General features: G+C 59.0%; 24 protein-coding genes and 1 pseudogene. 5 read left to right on the top strand and 20 right to left on the bottom strand.

Annotation, left to right across the window (positions count from 1 at the left end; all coding sequences use genetic code 11):
- Positions 1–81: 81 nt before the first annotated feature.
- Complete coding sequence (mscL, locus tag BKX98_RS01295) at positions 82–480, bottom strand: large conductance mechanosensitive channel protein MscL (RefSeq protein ID WP_073705906.1); 399 nt, start codon at positions 478–480, stop codon at positions 82–84.
- A gap of 110 nt (positions 481–590) precedes the next feature.
- The gene (coaA, locus tag BKX98_RS01290) at positions 591–1,583 is read right to left on the bottom strand and encodes a type I pantothenate kinase (RefSeq protein WP_233125254.1); all 993 of its coding nucleotides are present in this window, start codon (positions 1,581–1,583) and stop codon (positions 591–593) included.
- A gap of 134 nt (positions 1,584–1,717) precedes the next feature.
- Between coaA and glmS the strand changes: the two genes are divergently transcribed.
- The 3 genes from glmS (at position 1,718) to BKX98_RS01275 (ending at position 5,637) form a co-directional block, all read left to right on the top strand.
- A complete protein-coding gene (gene glmS, locus BKX98_RS01285) occupies positions 1,718–3,589 on the top strand; it encodes a glutamine--fructose-6-phosphate transaminase (isomerizing) (protein WP_038992166.1) in 1,872 nt (623 codons plus the stop codon).
- Positions 3,590–3,676: 87 nt separating this feature from the next.
- Positions 3,677–4,027 (top strand): holo-ACP synthase, encoded by a 351-nt coding sequence (locus BKX98_RS01280; RefSeq protein ID WP_066140694.1) that lies wholly within the window; start codon positions 3,677–3,679, stop codon positions 4,025–4,027.
- 161 nt (positions 4,028–4,188) lie between these two features.
- On the top strand, positions 4,189–5,637 hold the full coding sequence (locus BKX98_RS01275) for an NAD(P)H-hydrate dehydratase (protein ID WP_158024634.1): 1,449 nt from the start codon (positions 4,189–4,191) through the stop codon (positions 5,635–5,637).
- A 75-nt stretch (positions 5,638–5,712) separates the two neighbouring features.
- Here the strand turns inward: BKX98_RS01275 and BKX98_RS01270 are convergent, their stop codons facing one another.
- From BKX98_RS01270 to truA, 5 genes are all read right to left on the bottom strand, one after another.
- Entirely contained in the window at positions 5,713–7,083 is a 1,371-nt protein-coding gene (locus BKX98_RS01270) for a UDP-glucose/GDP-mannose dehydrogenase family protein (RefSeq protein ID WP_073705904.1), read from the bottom strand.
- Positions 7,084–7,231: 148 nt separating this feature from the next.
- Positions 7,232–8,578 (bottom strand): phosphoglucosamine mutase, encoded by a 1,347-nt coding sequence (glmM, locus tag BKX98_RS01265; protein ID WP_066140711.1) that lies wholly within the window; start codon positions 8,576–8,578, stop codon positions 7,232–7,234.
- 169 nt (positions 8,579–8,747) lie between these two features.
- The gene (rpsI, locus tag BKX98_RS01260) at positions 8,748–9,248 is read right to left on the bottom strand and encodes a 30S ribosomal protein S9 (protein ID WP_052253868.1); all 501 of its coding nucleotides are present in this window, start codon (positions 9,246–9,248) and stop codon (positions 8,748–8,750) included.
- 38 nt (positions 9,249–9,286) lie between these two features.
- Positions 9,287–9,730, bottom strand: a complete 444-nt coding sequence (gene rplM, locus BKX98_RS01255; protein WP_038992172.1) for a 50S ribosomal protein L13 — start codon at positions 9,728–9,730, stop codon at positions 9,287–9,289.
- Between the two features lie 324 nt (positions 9,731–10,054).
- On the bottom strand, positions 10,055–10,990 hold the full coding sequence (gene truA / locus BKX98_RS01250; protein WP_083586568.1) for a tRNA pseudouridine(38-40) synthase TruA: 936 nt from the start codon (positions 10,988–10,990) through the stop codon (positions 10,055–10,057).
- Between the two features lie 368 nt (positions 10,991–11,358).
- Between truA and BKX98_RS16710 the strand changes: the two genes are divergently transcribed.
- Together BKX98_RS16710 and BKX98_RS01240 are read left to right on the top strand one after the other, a co-directional pair.
- Positions 11,359–11,610, top strand: a complete 252-nt coding sequence (locus BKX98_RS16710; protein WP_143180987.1) for a hypothetical protein — start codon at positions 11,359–11,361, stop codon at positions 11,608–11,610.
- A gap of 124 nt (positions 11,611–11,734) precedes the next feature.
- The gene (locus tag BKX98_RS01240) at positions 11,735–12,175 is read left to right on the top strand and encodes a hypothetical protein (RefSeq protein ID WP_143180986.1); all 441 of its coding nucleotides are present in this window, start codon (positions 11,735–11,737) and stop codon (positions 12,173–12,175) included.
- A 167-nt stretch (positions 12,176–12,342) separates the two neighbouring features.
- Here BKX98_RS01240 and rplQ read toward each other — a convergent pair.
- The 13 genes and pseudogenes from rplQ to rplR form a co-directional block, all read right to left on the bottom strand.
- Positions 12,343–12,783, bottom strand: a pseudogene (rplQ, locus tag BKX98_RS01235) (50S ribosomal protein L17); the annotation flags it as partial.
- Positions 12,784–12,865: 82 nt separating this feature from the next.
- Positions 12,866–13,867, bottom strand: a complete 1,002-nt coding sequence (locus BKX98_RS01230) for a DNA-directed RNA polymerase subunit alpha (RefSeq protein WP_038992178.1) — start codon at positions 13,865–13,867, stop codon at positions 12,866–12,868.
- A 169-nt stretch (positions 13,868–14,036) separates the two neighbouring features.
- Positions 14,037–14,438 (bottom strand): 30S ribosomal protein S11, encoded by a 402-nt coding sequence (gene rpsK / locus BKX98_RS01225; protein WP_038992179.1) that lies wholly within the window; start codon positions 14,436–14,438, stop codon positions 14,037–14,039.
- Positions 14,439–14,481: 43 nt separating this feature from the next.
- A complete protein-coding gene (gene rpsM / locus BKX98_RS01220; RefSeq protein WP_022874115.1) occupies positions 14,482–14,856 on the bottom strand; it encodes a 30S ribosomal protein S13 in 375 nt (124 codons plus the stop codon).
- Between the two features lie 148 nt (positions 14,857–15,004).
- The gene (gene rpmJ / locus BKX98_RS01215) at positions 15,005–15,118 is read right to left on the bottom strand and encodes a 50S ribosomal protein L36 (protein WP_013349661.1); all 114 of its coding nucleotides are present in this window, start codon (positions 15,116–15,118) and stop codon (positions 15,005–15,007) included.
- Positions 15,119–15,245: 127 nt separating this feature from the next.
- Positions 15,246–15,467, bottom strand: coding sequence for a translation initiation factor IF-1 (gene infA / locus BKX98_RS01210; protein WP_013349662.1), 222 nt, complete (start codon positions 15,465–15,467; stop codon positions 15,246–15,248).
- Between the two features lie 230 nt (positions 15,468–15,697).
- Positions 15,698–16,531, bottom strand: a complete 834-nt coding sequence (map, locus tag BKX98_RS01205; protein ID WP_073705902.1) for a type I methionyl aminopeptidase — start codon at positions 16,529–16,531, stop codon at positions 15,698–15,700.
- Positions 16,532–16,675: 144 nt separating this feature from the next.
- Positions 16,676–17,248, bottom strand: a complete 573-nt coding sequence (locus BKX98_RS01200; protein WP_038992181.1) for an adenylate kinase — start codon at positions 17,246–17,248, stop codon at positions 16,676–16,678.
- Positions 17,245–18,549 carry a preprotein translocase subunit SecY gene (gene secY / locus BKX98_RS01195; RefSeq protein WP_038992182.1) on the bottom strand — a complete coding sequence of 435 codons (1,305 nt, stop codon included), beginning with the start codon at positions 18,547–18,549 and terminating at the stop codon, positions 17,245–17,247. Before secY ends, BKX98_RS01200 begins: the two co-directional genes overlap by 4 nt.
- 256 nt (positions 18,550–18,805) lie before the next feature.
- Positions 18,806–19,258, bottom strand: a complete 453-nt coding sequence (rplO, locus tag BKX98_RS01190; RefSeq protein WP_038992183.1) for a 50S ribosomal protein L15 — start codon at positions 19,256–19,258, stop codon at positions 18,806–18,808.
- A 2-nt stretch (positions 19,259–19,260) separates the two neighbouring features.
- Complete coding sequence (gene rpmD / locus BKX98_RS01185) at positions 19,261–19,467, bottom strand: 50S ribosomal protein L30 (protein WP_073705901.1); 207 nt, start codon at positions 19,465–19,467, stop codon at positions 19,261–19,263.
- Positions 19,468–19,470: 3 nt separating this feature from the next.
- Positions 19,471–20,148 carry a 30S ribosomal protein S5 gene (rpsE, locus tag BKX98_RS01180; RefSeq protein ID WP_174520608.1) on the bottom strand — a complete coding sequence of 226 codons (678 nt, stop codon included), beginning with the start codon at positions 20,146–20,148 and terminating at the stop codon, positions 19,471–19,473.
- Between the two features lie 29 nt (positions 20,149–20,177).
- Positions 20,178–20,549, bottom strand: a complete 372-nt coding sequence (gene rplR, locus BKX98_RS01175) for a 50S ribosomal protein L18 (protein ID WP_038992187.1) — start codon at positions 20,547–20,549, stop codon at positions 20,178–20,180.

The following is a 20,549-nucleotide window of genomic DNA, read 5'->3' as shown; positions in this document are numbered from 1 at the left end:
GCTGGTTAAAGCCGGAAGGAGCGGGTACGAACAACTTTGCTGTTCGAACCCGCTCCTTGAAGACGGATGTTTTATCGGGGGTTAGCGAAGAGTCTTCAGCTCATCGCGGATCTGGGCAAGCAGCTCCAGCTGTGGATCTACTTCTTCCTCAGGCTCTTCGACACCTGCAGCACGGCGCGCTGCGATGCGCTCGTTCAGCTTGGTCATAGGCAGAACCAACGCGAAGTAAACGGCTGCGGCAATCAGCAGGAAGTTGACCAGCGCGGTCAGGAAGACGCCGAACTTGATCTCTACCCCGTTAATAGTGAGCAACAGGAAGTCGTCGAAGCTTGGTGAACCAACCAGGGCGGCAATCAACGGCATCAGCACATTGTCGACCAAGGCGGTAACTACGGCGCCGAAGGCAGCGCCGATAACAACGGCAACGGCCAAATCGACAACGTTGCCCTTCATAATAAAATCGCGGAAACCTTTTAGCATGGTTAGAGCATACACAGGAAAATCACAGCACCACTACGATTTTGTAGAGCGATTTCCAATAGTTCGGCAAATTCACAGAATTCGTTTGCTTAAAAATCAGCTGAAGAAGCCTAGATTTTCCGCAACAGCATTCGCCGCACCGAATGATCGGCTGATTTGCGCAGTACCAATTGCGCCCGTCCTCGCGTGGGCAAGACGTTCTCCTTGAGATTCGGTTCATTGATGCGCTTCCAAATGCCGTGCGCGGTTTCCCGCGCTTCCACATCGGTGAGCTGGGAATAGCGATGGAAGTAGCTCGCCGGGTCGGAGAAGGCTCCCGAGCGCAGGCGCATGAATCTTTTGATGTACCACTCTTCGATATCCGCCGTACGGGCATCGACATATACGGAGAAGTCGAAGAAATCGCTCAGCGCGAGTCCCACGGTTCCATCGGAACGAGTTCGCGCTGGCTGCAGCACGTTCAATCCCTCGACAATGAGCACCTGCGGCGAGCGGATCACATTGCGCTCCCCCGGGATGATGTCGTAGGTCAGGTGCGAATACACCGGGGCACTGACTTCTGGGGCACCAGACTTCACTGCCGAGACGAAGCGCAGCAATGCACGACGGTCATAGGATTCAGGGAAACCCTTGCGGTGCATGATGCCGCGGCGCTCAAGCTCCGCATTGGGGTACAGGAAACCGTCAGTGGTGATGAGCTGGACATCAGGAGTATGCGGCCAGCGGCGCAGCATTTCCTGCAATACACGAGCGGTCGTGGATTTTCCCACGGCAACGGATCCGGCGACGCCAATGACAAAAGGCGTCCGATTGGTCTGCTCACCCAGGAAGGTAGTAGTCGCCTGATGCGTTGCACCGGCTCCCTCCACGTACAGCGACAGCAGGCGGCTCAGTGGCAGGTAGACGTCGCGGACCTCCTGGAGGTCCAGCTGATCGCCGAGGCCGCGAAGACGTTCGATGTCGGAGTAGTTCAGCGGCTGTTCCATCTTGTTGGACAGTCGCGCCCATGTCTCTCGTTCAAGTTCAACAAACGGCGAGATGGATGATTCTAGTGTTCCGTGTGGTTCCACGAGGGTAAATTCTGCCAAGAATATGCTCCACATCCCAATTAACAAAATCAACAAGGCAATTAGTTTCGGTGAAATACGGCGGCCTGGTGAGCTAAGACATAGGTAATTTTGAGTGCTGTGCCACGATTATTCCCATCGATGGGGATTGAACCGGTAGGATTTTTCCCATGTGCGGAATTGTTGGATATGCAGGAACCTCGAGCCAGATCGCCGAGCACGGCGCCCTCGACGTTCTAATTGAAGGTTTGCGTCGTTTGGAATACCGAGGCTACGACTCGGCTGGAGTCGCGGTAGTTGCCGACGGCGCCATTCATTCTCGGAAGAAGGCCGGCAAGCTGGTCAACCTTGAAAATGAAATTGCCGAGTCCCCTTTGCCTCAGTCGATGACCGGCATTGGGCATACCCGTTGGGCAACCCACGGTGGACCGAGCGATCAAAACGCTCACCCTCACCTGGCCGATGGTGGCAAGCTTGCCATGATCCACAACGGAATTATTGAAAACTTCGCCGGCATCAAGGCCGGTTTGGCAGCCGAGGGCGTTGAATTCCTCTCGGATACCGATACCGAGGTTGCCGCAGCGCTGCTGGGCAAGCTCTACAGCACCGAGGCGGAGGGCGATTTGACCCGCGCCATGCAGCTTGCTGTTCAGCAGCTGGAAGGTGCTTTCACCCTCTTGGCCGTTCACCAGGACCACCCAGGCGTTGTCGTCGCGGCCCGCCGCAATTCCCCTCTCGTTCTGGGCCTGGGCGAAGGCGAGAACTTCCTGGGTTCGGACGTCTCCGGCTTCATCGACTTCACCCGTCGCGCCGTCGAGCTGGGCCAGGACCAGATCGTTACCATCACCCCGGATACCCACTCCATCACCGATTTCGAAGGCAACCCTGCCGAAGGCAAGGAATTCACCGTTGACTGGGACGCAGCCAGCGCTGAAAAGGGCGGCTTCCCATCCTTCATGGAGAAGGAAATCTTCGACCAGCCGGCAGCTGTTGCCGATACCCTGCTGGGCCGCTCGGACGCCGATGGCCGTCTGACCCTGGACGAACTGCGAATCGCTCCGGAAGAGCTGGCTGCCATCTCCAAGATCGTGGTTCTTGCTTGCGGCACTTCGGCCTACGCCGGCTCCGTTGCCAAGTACGCGATCGAGTCCTGGTGCCGTATCCCGGTCGAGGTCGAGCTCTCCCACGAGTTCCGCTACCGCGAGCCAATCGTTGACGACAAGACCCTGATCGTATCGATCTCCCAGTCCGGCGAAACCATGGACACCCTGATGGCCGTGCGTTACGCCAAGGAGCAGGGCGCCAAGACCATGTCGATCTGCAATACCAACGGATCGACCATCCCGCGCGAGTCGGATGCGGTGCTGTACACCCACGCTGGTCCAGAAATCGCTGTGGCTTCCACCAAGGCATTCCTGGCGCAGATCACCGCGACCTACCTGCTGGGCCTGTACCTGGCGCAGTTGCGCGGCAACCTGTTCCAGGGCCAGATCAAGGACATCCTTGCCGACCTGGGCAAGATCCCTTCCAAGATCCAGGACATCCTGGACCGTGCGGACGAGATCAAGGATCTGGCACGCAACATGTCGGAAGCCAACTCCGTGCTGTTCCTGGGCCGCCACGTCGGCTACCCGGTGGCAATGGAAGGCGCCTTGAAGCTCAAGGAAATCGCCTACATCCACGCCGAAGGCTTCGCCGCCGGCGAGCTGAAGCACGGTCCTATCGCGCTGATCGACGACGGCCAGCCGGTGTTCGTGGTAGTGCCTTCCCCTCGTGGCCGCGACTCGCTGCACTCCAAGGTTGTCTCCAATATCCAGGAAGTCCGCGCCCGTGGCGCCAAGACCTTGGTTATTGCCGAAGACGGCGATTCCGCCGTCAAGGACTTCTCCGAGTGGGTCTTCTACGTACCAGAAACCCCAACCCTGCTGATGCCGCTGCTGGCCACTGTGCCACTGCAGATCTTCGCTTGCGAGCTGGCATCCGCGAAGGGCTTCGACGTTGACCAGCCACGTAACCTGGCCAAGTCGGTGACCGTGGAGTAATCCACCCAGCATGAATCATTGCGGGCATTCCCTTTCGGGAGTGCCCGCAATTTTTTTGCCTTGCAGGCACTGGATAAACTGATAGGCATGATTGCAGGTATTGGAGTGGACATCGTTGATGTGCCACGTTTCGGTCGTCAGCTCGAGAAGACTCCACGGTTGCGCGACCGGCTCTTCACCGAAGAAGAACGGGACCTGCCCCTGCGTTCTCTTGCAGCCCGTTTCGCAGCCAAGGAAGCAATCGCCAAAGCACTGGGCGCTCCTGCCGGGATGAACTGGCAGGACTGCACCATCCGCAAGGACGAAGCCGGTGATCCCCAGATTCACAACACCGGCTCAGTGGCCGCAGCCAGCGAGCTGCGCGGCATCAAATCCTGGCACCTGACCATGTCCCACGATGGCGACATGGCGATCGCAATGGTGGTTGCCGAACGCTGAGCACCAACGCCACGACGAAGGAATAACGACACGTATCTCATTAAATAGGGCATCGCACAGAAGCCTTGAGTATTGTTTGTCTTATGATTCCTGTCTACAGTGTTGCGCAAATTCGTGCGGTTGAAGCCCAGGAGAAATCCAAGCGGGGCGAGACCAGCTTAATGAAGCAAGCCGCCGCCCATTTGGCTTCAACGGCTGTCGCCATGCTGGCCGAAGGACACAGCACCGAACCGGCGTTCGTGGTCGGATTGATCGGCCCGGGCAACAACGGTGGCGATGGCTTGTATGCACTGGCAGAGCTTCAGCAGCAGAAGATTTCCACGCTGGCTCTGCAATGCCACGAGCAGATTAACGCAGAGGCTGCTGCAGCGTACCAAGCCGCCGGCGGCACCATACTGGATCTGTCAGATGGCGACGGCGAACTAGCGAATGCCTCGCTCGTTATCGACGCCATCTATGGTCTTGGATATCGAGCCGGTTCCGACATGCCGTCGGTTCCGGCTGGCGTACGGGTGCTGGCTTGCGATGTTCCCTCAGGGTTGGACCCTGAAACCGGCGTTGCGCAGGACTCGGTTCTCCGAGCTGAACGCACGGTGACCTTCGGCGCCATAAAGGCCGGCCTGCTGTCCGTGGATGGACCGCTGGTTACCGGCGAGATCACCGTGGCTGATCTGGAATTCGACTTTTCTTCCGTCCAGCCCGGCACCCAGCTAGTGGACGAGCAGGCTGCCCGCGAGCTGCTGGACCAGCACCGCTCCTGGCGGGATGCCGGACGCCACAAATACCAGCGTGGAGTCCTTGGCCTCATCGCCGGTTCCGACCTGTATCCCGGAGCTGCCCAGCTGACTGCCAAGGCCGCCGTGGCTTGCGGAGTCGGGCTGCTCCGCACCCACGTACCCGATTCCATCCAGCCGCTTATGGCAGTCTCCGTGCCGGAGTCCGTGCCGTTGGATGATGAGCAGATCAAGGAAGCGCTGTCATTCTCGCGCCGCCAGATCCACGGCAAGAGCGCCAAGATCAAGGCGTGGGCTATTGGTCCGGGCTTGGATGGACGCACTCCCCCGACTGGTGCCATCGCTGATGTCTTCGCCAGCCCCCAGCCAGCTGTCATCGACGCATCCGGCCTGGATGTGGTTCCTGCCGGGCCCAGCGAGCAGCCCCGCGTGCTGACGCCCCATGCAAAGGAACTTCGTATGCTGCTCGGCCGCGCGGGCGTGAAGATCACCCCTGATGAGCTTTCCCAGGACCCGATTCGCTGGACCCGTTGGGCCGCCTTGGCTTACAACGCTGTAGTCCTGCTCAAGGGCCCGACCAGCTACATTGTTGCGCCTAACGGCGACAGCCTGATGGTGAGCCACTCAGCACCAGAACTGGCCACTGCGGGCAGCGGAGACGTCTTGACCGGCATCCTCGGCTACATGCTCTCCGACAGCTCGCTGACGGGCACTGAAGGCCTGCGAACCGTGCCCAACCGCCGCATGATGGAGTTGACTGCGTGCGCGGCGTACATCCACGGCCATCTGGGCCGGGTGACCGCCGCGGACGGCACCGTGAATGCTTCTCGCCTGATCGATAATCTTCCCAAGGTCATGAAGCAGTTCGGCTTCTAGCCTGCGTAGGCAACACGTAAAAGGGGCGGTTCTCCTAATGCGGAGAACCGCCCCTTCCATGTCCGGCTACACCGTTCAGGCCTGCGCCGGAATCGAGGTGGTCGCCGGAGCCATGTTGCCCAGCTCGAAGTACTCTCCCGGGCCGGTGATGGTCCAGCCCTGCTTCCGCCATTCTGGGCGGTCCAGGACATTGCGACCGTCGATTAGCTGCTTGCTTGCAACCACGTCGGCAAGGTCGGACGGGTTCATTTCCCGGAACTCGTTCCATTCGGTCAGCACCAAGGTCAAATCTGCCTTCTGCGCGGCTTCCTTGCAGGAGTCCACATAGTTCAAGCGCGGGAAGCGCCGGGCAGCGTTGGCGTTGCCTTCTGGGTCGTAGACCGAGACTTCAGCGCCTTCGTTGTACAGGCGTACGGCGATATCCAGGGCTGGAGAGTCGCGCACGTCGTCGCTGTCCGGCTTGAAGGTCACGCCGAGTACGCACACTTGCTTGCCTGCCAGCTCGTTGCCGAGCATGTGCGAGGCGAGCGAGACCACGCGGTCGCGGCGGCGCAGGTTGATCTGGTCGACTTCTGCCAAGAAGCCCATGGTCTGGCTCAACCCAAGCTCGCTGACCCGGGCTTGGAGCGCGCGGATGTCCTTCGGCAGGCATCCACCGCCAAACCCCACCCCGGCGTTCAGGAACCGGCGTCCAATGCGCTTATCGTGCCCAATGGCGTCGGCGAGGACCTTGATGTCGCCACCCACGGTCTCCGTGACTTCGGCAAAAGCATTGATGAAGGAAATCTTGGTAGCCAGGAAGGCGTTGGCCGCGACCTTGACCAGTTCCGCGGTTTCCAGATCCGTGGCGATCTCCGGCGTGTCCAAGGCGAGGATCGGAGCATAGACTTTGCGCAGCAGTTCCAGGCCTCGCCCATCCTGCAATCCATAGACCAGCCGGTCGGGGCGCAGGGTGTCCTGGACAGCAAAACCCTCACGCAGGAATTCTGGATTCCAGGCCAGCGCTATGTCGCTTCCCTGCTTGGCAGATTGGGCAATCTTCTCGCTCAGCCGTCGTGCGGTGCCTACCGGGACGGTGGACTTGCCGACAATCAGCGCTTCGCCGGTGATATGCTCCAGCAGGGAGTCCACGGAACCATCGACGTAGGACATGTCTGCGGACTGCGAATCAGCACGCTGCGGCGTTCCCACGGTGATGAAGTGGATATCCGCGCCGGCAGCGACTTCTGCGTAACTGTCGGTGAACCGCAGGCGCCCGGAGGCCACGTGCTTGCGCAGCAGCTCGGGCAGGCCCGGCTCGTGGAAAGGCAGAACACCAGCGGCCAAGGCTTCGAGCTTGGCCGTGTCCACGTCCAGTCCAATGACTTCATAGCCCAGTTCAGCCATGCAGGCGGCATGGGTTGCACCGAGGTAGCCGGTGCCGATCACGCTGATGCGTAGAGTCACGAAAGTCCTTCTCTCCGAGAACGCGAACCCAGATCGGTTCCTACTAGTTAGCATGCCACACCCCCGCAACGTGTTCCGGTATGGAACGCGCTGCGGGGGTGTGAGTTTTCTTGATATTTACGTAGTGGTTGCTGGGCAGTTGCGGAGCCTAGAGGGACAGGTGCTCCTTGACCGACTCGGCCAGGGTTTCAGCTTCTGTCTGGGCCTGGTCGTGGGTAGCCGCCTCGACCATGACGCGGACTACAGGTTCGGTCCCCGATGGGCGCAGTAGCACTCGACCGGTGGTGCCCAAGCGGGCCTCGGCGGCGGCAACAGCGTCCTGCAGCGGATCGCAGTCCGGAACTCCGGCCTTGTCGACGCCGCGTACATTGATCAGGACCTGCGGCAGGACTGTCAGCACAGCAGCAAGTTCCTTCAAGGTCTTGCCGGTAGCCTTCACACGAGCCGCGATCATCAGGCCGGTCAGGACACCGTCGCCGGTGGTGGCGTGCTTGGAGAAGATCACGTGGCCGGACTGCTCGCCGCCCAGGGAGAAGTCGCCTTCACGCATGCCTTCGAGCACGTAGCGGTCACCCACGCCGGTCTGCTTGACGGTGATGCCTGCAGCTTCCATGGCCAGGGTCAGGCCGAGGTTGCTCATCACGGTGGCAACGAGGGTGTTGTCCTTCAGCTCGCCGCGGTCCTTCATGTCCAGTGCCATGATGGCCATGATCTGGTCGCCGTCAACGATCGTGCCTTCATGGTCAACGGCCAGGCAGCGGTCGGCGTCGCCGTCGTGGGCGATGCCCAAGTCCGCTCCGTGCTCCAGCACAGCGGCCTGCAGCTTCTCCAGATGGGTGGAGCCGTAGCCGTCATTGATGTTGATGCCATCCGGATCTGCGCCGATGACGATGGTTTCGGCGCCGGCAGCCTTGAAGACCTCCGGGGAGCATCCCGAAGCAGCGCCGTGGGCGCAGTCCAGGACTACCTTCAAGCCCTCGAGCCGGTTAGGCAGTGCCTGCAGCAGGTGCATGATGTAGCGGTCTTCAGCGTCGGCGAAACGCGAGACACGTCCTACTTCGCCGCCGGTTGGGCGTGGCTTTGGCATCTTCAAGCAGGCTTCGATGGCGTCTTCCAACGCATCGTCCAGCTTCTTGCCGCCACGGGCCAAGAACTTAATACCGTTATCCGGAGCCGCGTTGTGCGAGGCGGAAATCATGACGCCGAAGTCAGCGTTCAAGTCCCCTACCAGGAATGCCGCCGCGGGAGTGGGCAGCGTGCCGGCATCCATCACGTCGACGCCGGAGGCAGCCAGGCCGGCCTCGATTGCGGCGGACAGGAAGTCACCGCTGATGCGCGGATCCTTGGCAACCACTGCGACTGGCTTGTAGCCGTCCTCTGGTTGGCTCAAGCCCAGCACCACGGATGCCGCCTGCGCCAGTTCCAGCGCGAGCTCGGGAGTTAACAGTTCGTTTGCTTTTCCTCGGACCCCATCGGTCCCAAATAACCTTGCCATCGCATTCAATCATATGCCCTCTGCATTGATTTAAATGGCTCAAAGCCCCGGAATAACAGTGATATGAGAAAAGTTTAATAGCATTTTGCGTTCCTCGGCGTTAAATGCCCAAGGGCCCTGGCATCCTTTGCAGGATGACAGGGCCCTTGGAAAGACCTTGAAGTAAGGTTTAGCGCTTCGAGAACTGCGAAGCCTTGCGTGCCTTCTTCAGACCAGCCTTCTTACGCTCGATGACGCGTGCGTCGCGGGTCAGGTAACCGGCCTTCTTCAGGGTGGCGCGGTTCGCGTCGCGGTCGATCTCGTTCAGGGCGCGGGCGATGCCCAGGCGCAGTGCGCCAGCCTGACCGGAGATGCCGCCGCCGTTGATGCGTGCGATAACGTCGTATGCGCCTTCCAGACCCAGAACCTTGAATGGTTCGTTAACATCCTGCTGGTGCAGCTTGTTTGGGAAGAAGTTGTCCAGCTCGCGACCGTTTACGGTCCACTTGCCGGAGCCTGGTACCAGGCGAACGCGGGCGATAGCCTGCTTGCGACGGCCAACAGCCGCACCTGGCACGGTCAGTGGAGCGCGCTCGGTGTCAGCAACAACAGTCGAAGCTGCGGTCTCGGTAGTGTAGGTCGAAGGGGTCTCACCCTCGAATTCAGTGGTTTCTTCAGCGTTCTGAGCCACGATAATCTCCTATTAAGTATTTCTTCTCGGGGCCAGGACTACTGAGCGACCTGGGTGATTTCCAGTGCCTTCGGCGACTGAGCAGCGTGTGGGTGCTCTGCGCCGCGGTATACCTTCAGCTTCGACAGCTGGGCATCCGAAAGCTTGTTCTTAGGCAGCATGCCCTTGATAGCCTTCTCAACAGCCAGTACTGGGTTCTTTTCCAGCAGGTCTGCGTAGTTGATGCTCTTCAGGCCACCTGGGAAACCGGAGTGGCGGTAAGCGCGCTTGTTCAGCAGCTTCTTACCGGTCAGTGCAACCTTGTCTGCATTGATGATGATGACATGGTCGCCCATGTCCATGTGTGCAGCATAGGTTGGCTTGTGCTTGCCGCGCAGCAGGGTTGCGGCCTGGACGGCGAGACGGCCGAGCACTACGTCGGTGGCGTCAATGACATACCACTGACGAGTCTGGTCAGCCGGCTTTGGGGTGTACGTACGCACAGTAATTGCCTTACGTTGATTCGTTTCTGGTCAAACAGTCGCTTGGCTGAAGGCGGTGAGATCCCCCAGTGACAGGCACTGTCGTGTTGTTCTTGTGTTTAGACCAGTACGTCAGGTGAGGACTGATGATAACCGGCCGTCCATATGCTGTTCGCACACCCAGCAGACCAGCGACTATGCAACTAAGCCGTCACGCTTGGGCGTGTAGTGTCGAACGTGGACATACACAACTCATAAAAGTTTAGCGGATTAAAGTGTTTCCGGCCAAAAAAGGATGTATGCCGTGAGCAACAACACCCTTAAGATTCCGGGGCTCAACGCCAATCAGCCTTCCGAGCGGGCCGTATCTGCTTCATCATCGGTGCGCAGCGCGCGGGTTCTAAGTGCCCGCTCTGCCAGCTCTCCCGCTTCCGGATAATAGACCTCTTCGAGAACCAGCGCCCGCGGGTGCGAAAGCTTGGTCTTCGAGTCACGGACCATCTGCGCCAGCCGCTGGGCCAAGAAGCCCGGCTGCTCACGCCCGTCCCCCACCATCATTGCGGCGCCAATCAGCGCACGGACCATATTGTGGCAGAAGGCATCGGCCTTCAGGTGCGCCAGCACCAGGCCGTCGGCACCGCGGGTGAAGGAGAATTCCTGCAAGGTGCGAATGGTCGTGGCGTGCGGACGAGGCTTGCAGTAGGACAAGAAGTCATGGCGGCCCAGCACGCTTTGCGCCTCGCGATTCATGGCCTCGACATCGAGCTCTTCGCGGTGCCATGCGGTCAGGTGTCGGGTCAGCGGATCCCAGCGCTGCTGCCCATCGGCGATCCGGTAGGAATAGCGGCGGGCCAGCGCCGAGAACCGGGCATCGAAGCCTTCTGGAGCACGCTCGGCTTCATGGACCCACACGGCACCCTCTTGGCGGCCAAGAATGCCATTGATGCGGCGTACGAGCGCTGGGCCGGGAGCCAGGGGCGCCTTGCGCGGCAGGCCCGCGTATTCGTCATCTGTCAGGTCGAAATGCACCACCTGGTGGCGCGCATGCACGCCTGCGTCGGTGCGGCCGGCGACAACTACTCGCACACGGCGGCGGACCAGCATTTCCAATGCTTCCTCAACCAGCTGCTGCACGCCTAGGACATTGGGCTGGCGCGCCCAACCGCTGTAGGCGGCGCCGTCGTATCCGAGGACCATGCGCATCCGGATCCACGCTGGTGCGGCGGTGTCCCCCAATGCGTTGGTGCCCATGGGATCGATGCTCTCTGGCTGGATACTCATGCATTCAATTATGCGTAAGGACCTGTGCAACCGTCGAATCAATGGCCGCCTTCCGGCCGGTTATCCACAGGCGCAAAAACGCGGGACTCCCGCGGAGGTAGCCTGTGTGCATCCAACGTCCTGCCGCTTAGGCGGCAAGGCCATCATCACCGTTCTAAGGACTTCCCATGCGAAGGACTACCGCAAGCATCATTGGAGCATCAACCGCCTTTGGGTTTTGCTTGAGTGGCTGCAGTTCCGGCCAGCTGAACACCGAGCAGTCATGCGACCTGCTTCATGAATTGGCTATCGATCAATCGATCGGGGACAAGTGGGGGCTGGCATATATGGGCGCTATTGAGCAAGACACGCAACCTGTCGTAGATGTCATGGAAGCCACCATCGGCATCTACCACGAAGTTTCCGAGCAGACCAGCAATGGGAAACTGCGCACTGCATTGGACTCAGAAATCAGCAGGTTCCAAGACTTCGTCGACCTCATTGAGGGCCGCGCTTTCGATGATCCAACGTTCGGGGCAGACCTTGAAGCGGCCGCGGTCGATCTGACAGATCAATATTCGGACTATGTGGATCAGACCTGCCCAATTTCCGGTGAGGAATCCGGCACGGTCGAACCGTAAATGCGTTTCGTCCGCAGACCCAAGCACGTCACACACCGCCTGCAGTAAATCCTGACTATAGAATAATCAAGTAGTCATCAATGGCTACCCTGCTAGACCAGCGGTTCATCATCTAAGGATCTCCATGCTGAAAAAGTTCGCGGCACCTGCCGCTGCGCTCGCGCTCGCTTCACTCATGCTCACTGGTTGCGGTGCTGGAAAAATGTCCACCGAGGACACCTGCTCCTTTATCAATGACCAGGTAGTCCAGCGCGATCTGCAAAAGAAGGCGGATGATTCCAGCGCAAAGCTCATGGTGGGCGAAACTTCGGCATACGTCGAGGTCATGCATGAGTTCAATGCCATTTTGGGTGAAGCCGCTGAAAATACCAAGGACAGCAAGCTTGCCACGTCCTTGAACGCAGCTGCCGGGCAGAACAAGGAAATGGCAGACTTGTTGGCTGAAGCAGACGGCACCAATATGATGGAGATTTCGCAAAAAGTCGCCGAGCTCGACACTGCCGAAGCCTCAGAGGCTACTGAATACCTGAATACGGCATGCCCGGACATGGATTCGTTCAGCTAGGAAATTCCACGTTGCGGATGCTCGAGACCCGCCATCTGACGGGCACGCGCTCCGGCATGCATCACTGAACAGGCTTAAACAAAAGATTCCCGTTGGTTCCTTGCGGATCCAACGGGACTCTTTTTGCCCTTGCAGGCGAGGGAGCTTCAGCTCGAAGAAGCTTAGGCCTCTTCGGTCTCAGCAGCCTTCTCGGCAGCCTGGGTGGCTTCCTTGACGACAGCCTGCTTTGGCGAAACTGGCTCCATCACGAGCTCGATAACAGCCATAGGAGCGTTGTCGCCCTTGCGGTTGCCGATCTTGGTGATGCGGGTGTAGCCACCCTCGCGGTTTGCCATTGCTGGTGCGATGTTCTCGAACAGTTCGTGAACGATCGACTTGTTGGTGCGCGAACGCGAAGCGATGACGGCCTGGACGCGGCGACGCGAAGCCAGGTCTCCGCGCTTTGCGAAGGTGATCAGGCGCTCTGCGTGTGGACGCAGACGCTTGGCACGGGTCAGGGTGGTGGTGATCTTCTTGTTCTCGAAGAGCTGTGCCGACATGTTAGCGAAAATCAATCGCTCATGTGCTGCACTGCCGCCGAGACGCGGACCCTTGGTAGGGGTAGGCATGGTAGTTCTCCTAGATGAATAACCCGTACTGGACGAATCTGTCGTCCAGTCGGATGAAGTAGTGTGTCGCTAGACGCGGGTCTTACAGACCTTCGTCGTATTCGTCGCCATCGTCGATGGCGCTACGAGCGGCCAGATCGAAGCCTGGAGGGGAATCCTTCAGGGCCAGACCCAGTTCAACCAGCTTGGCCTTGACTTCGTCAATGGACTTTGCACCGAAGTTGCGGATGTCCATCAAGTCGGCCTCGGAGCGGGTAACGAGTTCACCCACGGAGTGGATGCCCTCACGCTTCAAGCAGTTGTACGAACGAACGGTGAGTTCCAGATCCTCGATCGGCAGCGCCATGTCAGCAGCCATGGCTGCATCGGTTGGCGATGGACCGATTTCGATACCTTCAGCCTGAGTGTTCAGTTCGCGGAACAAACCGAACAGCTCAACCAGGGTGGTACCTGCGGATGCAACTGCATCGCGCGGGGTGATCGATTCCTTGGTCTCCACGTCAACGATCAGGCGATCGAAGTCGGTGCGCTGCTCAACACGGGTTGCTTCCACGCGGAAGGTCACCTTCAGAACTGGGGAGTAGATCGAATCAACTGGGATTCGGCCAATCTCGCCATCGATGTTCTTGTTCTGAGCGGCAGACACGTAGCCACGGCCGCGCTCAATGGTCAGTTCCATGTCGAACTTGCCATTGGCGTTGAGGGTGGCTATGTGCAGATCAGGGTTGTGGAACTCCACACCTGCTGGAGGGGTGATGTCCGCTGCAGTAACGATGCCCGGGCCCTGCTTGCGCAGGTAGGCAACGACTGGCTCGTCGTGCTCGGAAGATACCGACAGGTTCTTGATGTTCAAGACCAGTTCGGTGACGTCTTCCTTGACACCGGCTACGGTGGTGAACTCGTGCAGTACACCGTCAATTCGAATGCTGGTGACGGAAGCACCAGGAATCGAAGAGAGCAGGGTACGGCGGAGCGAGTTACCAAGGGTGTAGCCAAAGCCTGGCTCCAGTGGTTCGATAACGAACCGGGAGCGGTTTTCGGCAACTACTTCTTCGGTCAGGGTTGGGCGCTGCGTAATGAGCACTTACATTTCCTTTCAGCGAGCGTCCGCTATATGACGCCTCACGGGGGTGGAAACGACGGTAGCCTGAGGTGGCCGTTCGTCTTTTGCAGGCTAATAAGTCCAAGATAGTCACCGGAGCACCCACGAGTGAATGCTTCGGTGACTTCTTAGGCTAAGCCTAGCGAATCAATTAGACGCGGCGACGCTTCGATGGGCGGCAACCGTTGTGAGCGCTTGGGGAAACATCCTGGATGGATCCAACCTCAAGGCCAGCAGCCTGCAGCGAACGGATCGCGGTTTCGCGTCCCGAGCCTGGGCCCTTGACGAAAACGTCAACCTTGCGCATGCCGTGCTCCTGAGCGCGCTTTGCAGCGGACTCGGCAGCCATCTGGGCAGCGTATGGGGTCGACTTGCGCGAACCCTTCATGCCTACCTCGCCGGCCGAAGCCCACGAGATCACAGCGCCAGTCGGATCGGTGATCGATACGATGGTGTTGTTGAAGGTGCTCTTGATATGCGCCTGTCCCTGCGCAATATTCTTTTTGTCCTTGCGACGCGGCTTACGTACCGCTCCACGAGTCTTTGGGGGCATTTCTTCTCCTACGAAAAAAGTATTTGAACTAGATCGCTAAGATTTAGCGAGTCTTCTTCTTACCGGCGACGGTACGCTTCGGGCCCTTGCGGGTACGTGCGTTGGTCTTGGTGCGCTGACCGCGGACCGGCAGGCCCTTACGGTGACGAATACCTTCGTAGGATCCGATCTCTACCTTGCGGCGAATGTCGGCCTGAACCTCGCGGCGCAGGTCACCTTCTACCTTGTAGGTGCCTTCGACGAAGTCGCGCAGCTGCACGAGCTGGTCATCGGTGAGATCCTTGACGCGAGTGTCCGGGTTGATACCGGTCGCTGCGATGGTCTCTTCTGCACGGGTCTTGCCCACGCCGTAGATGTAAGTCAGCGCGATGATTACGCGCTTCTCGCGTGGAATATCCACGCCTGCTAAACGAGCCAAGTGGCTACCTTTCAACGAACGGAGGTCTGGAGCAGCATCTTCCGTGATTGCTCACGGCCCCGGCCTCCGAATCCGGGGGTGCACCAGAACTACTGTCCTGGCTGATACTGCCTAATTGACTACGCGTGGGAATCCCGTAAGAACGGAATTAGCCCTGACGCTGCTTGTGGCGTGGGTTCTCGCAGATCACCATGACCACGCCGTTACGACGGATCACCTTGCACTTGTCGCAGATCGGCTTCACGCTAGGGTTAACCTTCAAGGCTTTGTCCTTTTGCGGTTGCAGTTAAATGTGGAGCAGTAAATAGCTTCGCCGAAGAACAATCATCCAGCGGTTGTTGCGCATGACTGCGCTTTGGCCTGCTGGGAAAGTCTTGGGTTGTGCAGATTTACTTGTAGCGGTAGACGATGCGACCTCGGTTGAGGTCGTATGGGCTCATTTCAACCTGCACTCGGTCCTCTGGGAGGATTCGAATGTAGTGCTGACGCATCTTACCCGAGATAGTGGCGAGCACTACGTGTCCATTTGGCAGCTCCACGCGGAACATCGCGTTCGGCAGTGCCTCCGAGACGGTGCCCTCTACCTGGATGACGCCTTCCTTCTTGCCCATTTTCCCCGCTAACTTTTTTTGTTGGCAATTTCCACCAACAAGTAATTGGTTCCGGCTCTTGATCCCTGTACCGAAAACCTAAGGGTTTTAGGCGCAATTAAATCAAGAACCAACAAACAACGATACGGCATTAGTTCTCGCAGTGCCAATCGTTCATCGATATTTAAAATGTTAGATCCAGCACGCCACAACGCGGTGGCGTACTGGATCCCTTGGATTCCGGGGTGGCGTTAGCCCTGGATCGGCGATGGGGTCACGCCGAATGGGGCCAGGCCCGCCGCTCCCCCGTCGTGCGCGGTCAATACCCAGATGCCACCCATGTGGAAGGCTACGGTGTGCTCCCACTGCGAGGCGTTGGACTTGTCGTTGGTGACTACCGTCCAGTCATCTTCCAGCACGGAGGTCTCGATGCCGCCGCGTACGAGCATTGGTTCAATGGCCAAGCACATACCTGGCTTGATCCGTGGGCCGCGGTGTCCGGAGTTGTAGTTGAGCACGTCCGGTGCCATGTGCATCTGCGAGCCGATGCCGTGGCCGCAGTAGTCTTCGAGGATGCCAAGCTCGTCGCCTGGCTGGCTGGCGACGTAGTCATCGATGGCCTGCCCGATCTGGCCGACGAAGCGTGCGTTGGCAGCGGCAGCAATGCCGGCCCACATGGCCTGCTCGGTGATATCGCTCAGGCGCTGGTCAGCCGGGTCGATGTTTTCCCCGACCAGAACGGTGCGGGCCGAGTCGGCGTGCCAGCCTTCCACGACCGCGCCGCCATCGATCTTCAGCACATCGCCGTCCTTCAGCTCGTAGTCGGACGGGAAGCCGTGGACTACCTCATGGTTGACCGACGCGCAGATGTTGGCCGGGAAACCGTGGTAGCCGAGAAAGTTGCTGGTTGCGTTGTGGCGTTCCAGCACCGTGCCGAAAACCTCGTTGATAGCTTCGGTCCGCACGCCCGGGCGGGCCATCGCGACAGCTTCGTCCAGTGCTTCAGCCAGAACCAACCCGGCCTTGCGCATTTTCAGGATCTCGGAGTTGGACTTGTACTCGATTTTCGGCTGTCCTAATGCCAATGTGATTCCCCTGCCTTAAAGTGTGATGTCCCGCCCTGTGCCGTTGCCGGCTTCGGCAAGGTCCATCAATGCAAAAAGTGCGCAGGGACCGGGCTGCAACATCCATTGTTGCTGCACGGTCCCTGCGCGTTGTAACGCTTGTGTCTAGGCGTTGACGTTCAACGCCGCAAGAACACGTTCGGTGACTTCGTCGATAGCGCCCAGGCCGTCGACCTTGCGCACGATGCCGCGTTCCTCGTAGCGCTCTACAACGACGCGAGTCTCTTCGTTGTACAGGCTCAGGCGGTGGCGGATGACCTCTTCGGTGTCATCGGCGCGGCCTTCGATTTCGGCACGCTTCAGCAGGCGGGCAACCAGCTCGTCATCATCGGCGGTCAGCTGCAGCACTGCGTCCAGGGCGATGCCCTTGTTGGCCAGCATCGCATCCAGTGCATCGACCTGCGCACTGGTGCGCGGGTAGCCGTCCAGCAGGAAGCCGTTGGCTACGTCGTCCTGGTTCAGGCGGTCTTCAACCATGTTGTTGGTGACCGAATCAGGGACGAAGTCCCCGTTGTCAATGTACTTGCTGGCTTCGAGGCCCAGCGGGGTGCCGCCCTTGACGTTGGCACGGAAGATGTCACCGGTCGAGATGGCAACAATGTCCAAGCGCTCGGAGATCTTTACGGCCTGGGTGCCTTTGCCGGCACCGGGAGGTCCAATAATTAGCAGTCGACTCATCGCAGAAGCCCTTCATAGTTCCGTTGCTGCATTTGAGCATTGATTTGCTTGACGGTTTCCAAACCCACACCAACCATAATCAGGATCGATGTACCGCCAAATGGGAAGCTTTGATCAGCGTTGAACAGCACGAAGGCAATCAGTGGAATCAACGCAACGAACGCTAGATACAGGGCGCCCGGGAAGGTAATACGGGAAATCACGTACTGCAGGTACTGCGCGGTCGGACGACCTGCGCGAATGCCCGGGATGAATCCGCCGTACTTCTTCATGTTGTCTGCGACCTCTTCAGGGTTGAAGGTAATCGCTACGTAGAAGTAGGTGAAGCCGATGATCAGCAGGGTGTACACCAGCATGTACCACGGCGAGGACGTCGCCGAGTGCTCCTGCAGCCACATCGCCCACTCGGGCAGGGTGCCGTCGTCGTTCTGGTTGAACTGGACGATCATCTGCGGCAGCGCCAGGATGGAGCTGGCGAAGATCACTGGGATCACGTTCGCCATGTTCAGCTTCAGTGGAATATAGGTGGAGGTGCCGCCCACGGTACGGCGTCCCACAGTGCGCTTGGCGTACTGCACCGGGACACGGCGCTGGGACTGCTCAACGAAGACCACCAGGGCCACAATCAGCAGGCCCACCAGCAGTACGCCGATGAAGGTCATGATGCCCTGTGCCTGGAAGATCGCGCCCATCGAGGATGGGAAGCCCGAAGCGATGGAGATGAAGATCAAGATGGACATGCCGTTGCCGATGCCGCGTTCGGTGATCAGCTCGCCCATCCACATGATCAGGCCGGTGCCTGCCGTGAGGGTGATGATCATCAGCAAGATGACGATCAGCGAGTCATCCGGGATCAGCGGAAGGGTGCAGCTTGGGAACAGGCTGCCGGTGCGCGCCAGGGTGACCAAGGTGGTTCCCTGCAGCAGTGCCAGGGCGATGGTCAAGTAACGCGTGTACTGCGTCATCTTGGCCTGGCCGGCTTGGCCTTCCTTGTGCAGTGCCTCGAAGTGCGGGATCACCACACGCAGCAACTGGACGATAATTGCCGCAGTAATATACGGCATGATTCCCATTGCGAAAACCGATACCTGCAACAGGGCTCCGCCGCTGAACAGGTTCACGAATGAATAAAGTCCACCGGTGGTTTCACCCATTGCCAGACACTGCTGAACGTTGCTGTAATCAATGCCCGGTGCGGGAATGAATACGCCCACACGATAGATCGCAATGATCCCAAGCGTGAACAGCAACTTGTTGCGCAGATCAGGCGTCCGAAAAACTCGGGCTATGGCGCTGAACAAGCGTCCTCCTGAAGTAAGTGCTTGAGTCTGGGGAAGAGATTCTTCCCAGACCTAACGATTCTAGCGGTCAGTTAGGCAATCCTGCCAAATGCGCCACACGAAAAGCGCAGGAATGTTTGCAGAATTGGGACTAAACTGACTAATCAGCCAAGCAATTATTAGAAATCTTAGAATGTTTCGCCGAGAGTAAAAGAAAGTCCCGGTTCGCGTTGATTGCTCAACCCGAACCGGGACTATTCAAAGGCTTGACCCTGTATTAGAGGGTGTTTGCCGAGCCGCCAGCAGCAGCAATCTTCTCGGCTGCGGAAGTCGAGAAGGCGTCAACCTTCACGTCAACCTTGACCGTGATGTCGCCGGTGCCCAGGACCTTGACAGGCTGGTTCTTGCGAACGGCGCCCTTGGCAACCAGTGCCTCGACGGTGACTTCGCCGCCTTCTGGGAACAGCTCCGAGATCTTGTCCAGGTTTACAACCTGGAACTCGACGCGGAATGGGTTCTTGAAGCCGCGCAGCTTTGGCAGACGCATGTGCAGCGGAAGCTGACCACCTGCGAAGCCTGCCTTCACCTGGTAACGAGCCTTGGTACCCTTGGTACCGCGACCTGCGGTCTTGCCCTTCGAGCCCTCACCGCGACCCACGCGGGTCTTAGCGGTCTTGGCACCCTCAGCTGGGCGCAGGTGGTGAACCTTAAGTGCTTTTTCTTCAGCCATCTCTACTTCGCCTCCTCGACCTTCAGCAGGTGTGGGACCTTGTTGACCATGCCAACAGTCACAGGATCGGCGGTGCGGACAACGGTGTGACCGATGCGCTTCAGACCCAGCGAGCGAACAACGTCGCGCTGGCTCTGGTTACCACCAATGATGGACTTGACCTGGGTGATTGCCAGCTTGGCGTCGCTTGGAACAATGTTCTTAGCCATTGATTAAGCACCTGCCTTCTGGGACTGGATGTGACGCAGCATTGCTGCTGGTGCAACCTCGTCCAGCGGAAGACCGCGGCGAGCAGCAACAGCCTGGGGCTCTTCCAGAGCCTTCAGTGCAGCAATGGTGCCCTGAACGATGTTGATCTGGTTCTGCGAACCCATCGACTTCGACAGGATGTCGTGGATGCCTGCGCACTCCAACACGGCGCGCACTGGACCGCCGGCGATAACACCGGTACCAGGAGCTGCTGGGCGGAGCAAGACGACGCCAGCGGCGGCCTCACCCTTGACCAGGTGTGGAATGGTAGTGCCAACGCGTGGAACGCGGAAGAAGGACTTCTTGGCCTCTTCAACGCCCTTGGCGATAGCAGCAGGAACTTCCTTGGCCTTACCGTAGCCAACGCCAACCAGACCGTTGCCGTCGCCAACGACCACAAGTGCGGTGAAGCTGAAGCGACGACCACCCTTGACGACCTTGGAGACGCGGTTGATAGCTACAACGCGCTCAAGGAACTTGTCCTTGTCTTCGTTGCGGTTATCCTTCTGGTCGCGACCACGACCGCGGCCTTCGCCACGTCCACGGCCTTCACCACGACCGCGGCCTTCGCCGCGACGGGATCCTGCGTTCTCGGTAGCGGGAGCCGATGCAGTCTCGACTGCTTCAGTAGCTTCAGACACCTGAGTTTCCTTCTTGTTAGTTGCTTCGCTCACAGTGCCAGCCCACCTTCACGTGCGCCTTCAGCAACAGCAGCCACGCGACCGTGGTACTTGTTGCCACCGCGGTCGAAGACAACTGCTTCGATGCCAGCAGCCTTGGCGCGCTCTGCAACGAGCTCGCCAATGCGCTTGGACTTTGCGGTCTTGTCGGCATCGCTTGCGCGAAGATCTGCTTCCATGGTCGATGCGCTGGCCAGGGTGATGCCCTGCGAGTCGTCTACGATCTGTACGAAGATGTGACGAGCCGAGCGGTTGACAACCAGGCGTGGACGAACGGAGGTACCAACGATGTGCTTGCGCAAACGCTGGTGACGACGACCGCGCTGAGCGGACTTGCTCTTGCCCTTGATTCCGATAGCCAT

The organism is Glutamicibacter sp. 0426 (genome assembly GCF_001906485.1).
Taxonomy (GTDB): Bacteria; Actinomycetota; Actinomycetes; order Actinomycetales; family Micrococcaceae; genus Glutamicibacter; species Glutamicibacter nicotianae.
Note: the sequence above shows the minus strand (reverse complement) of the source record. Positions and strands in the feature narration are given on the sequence as shown.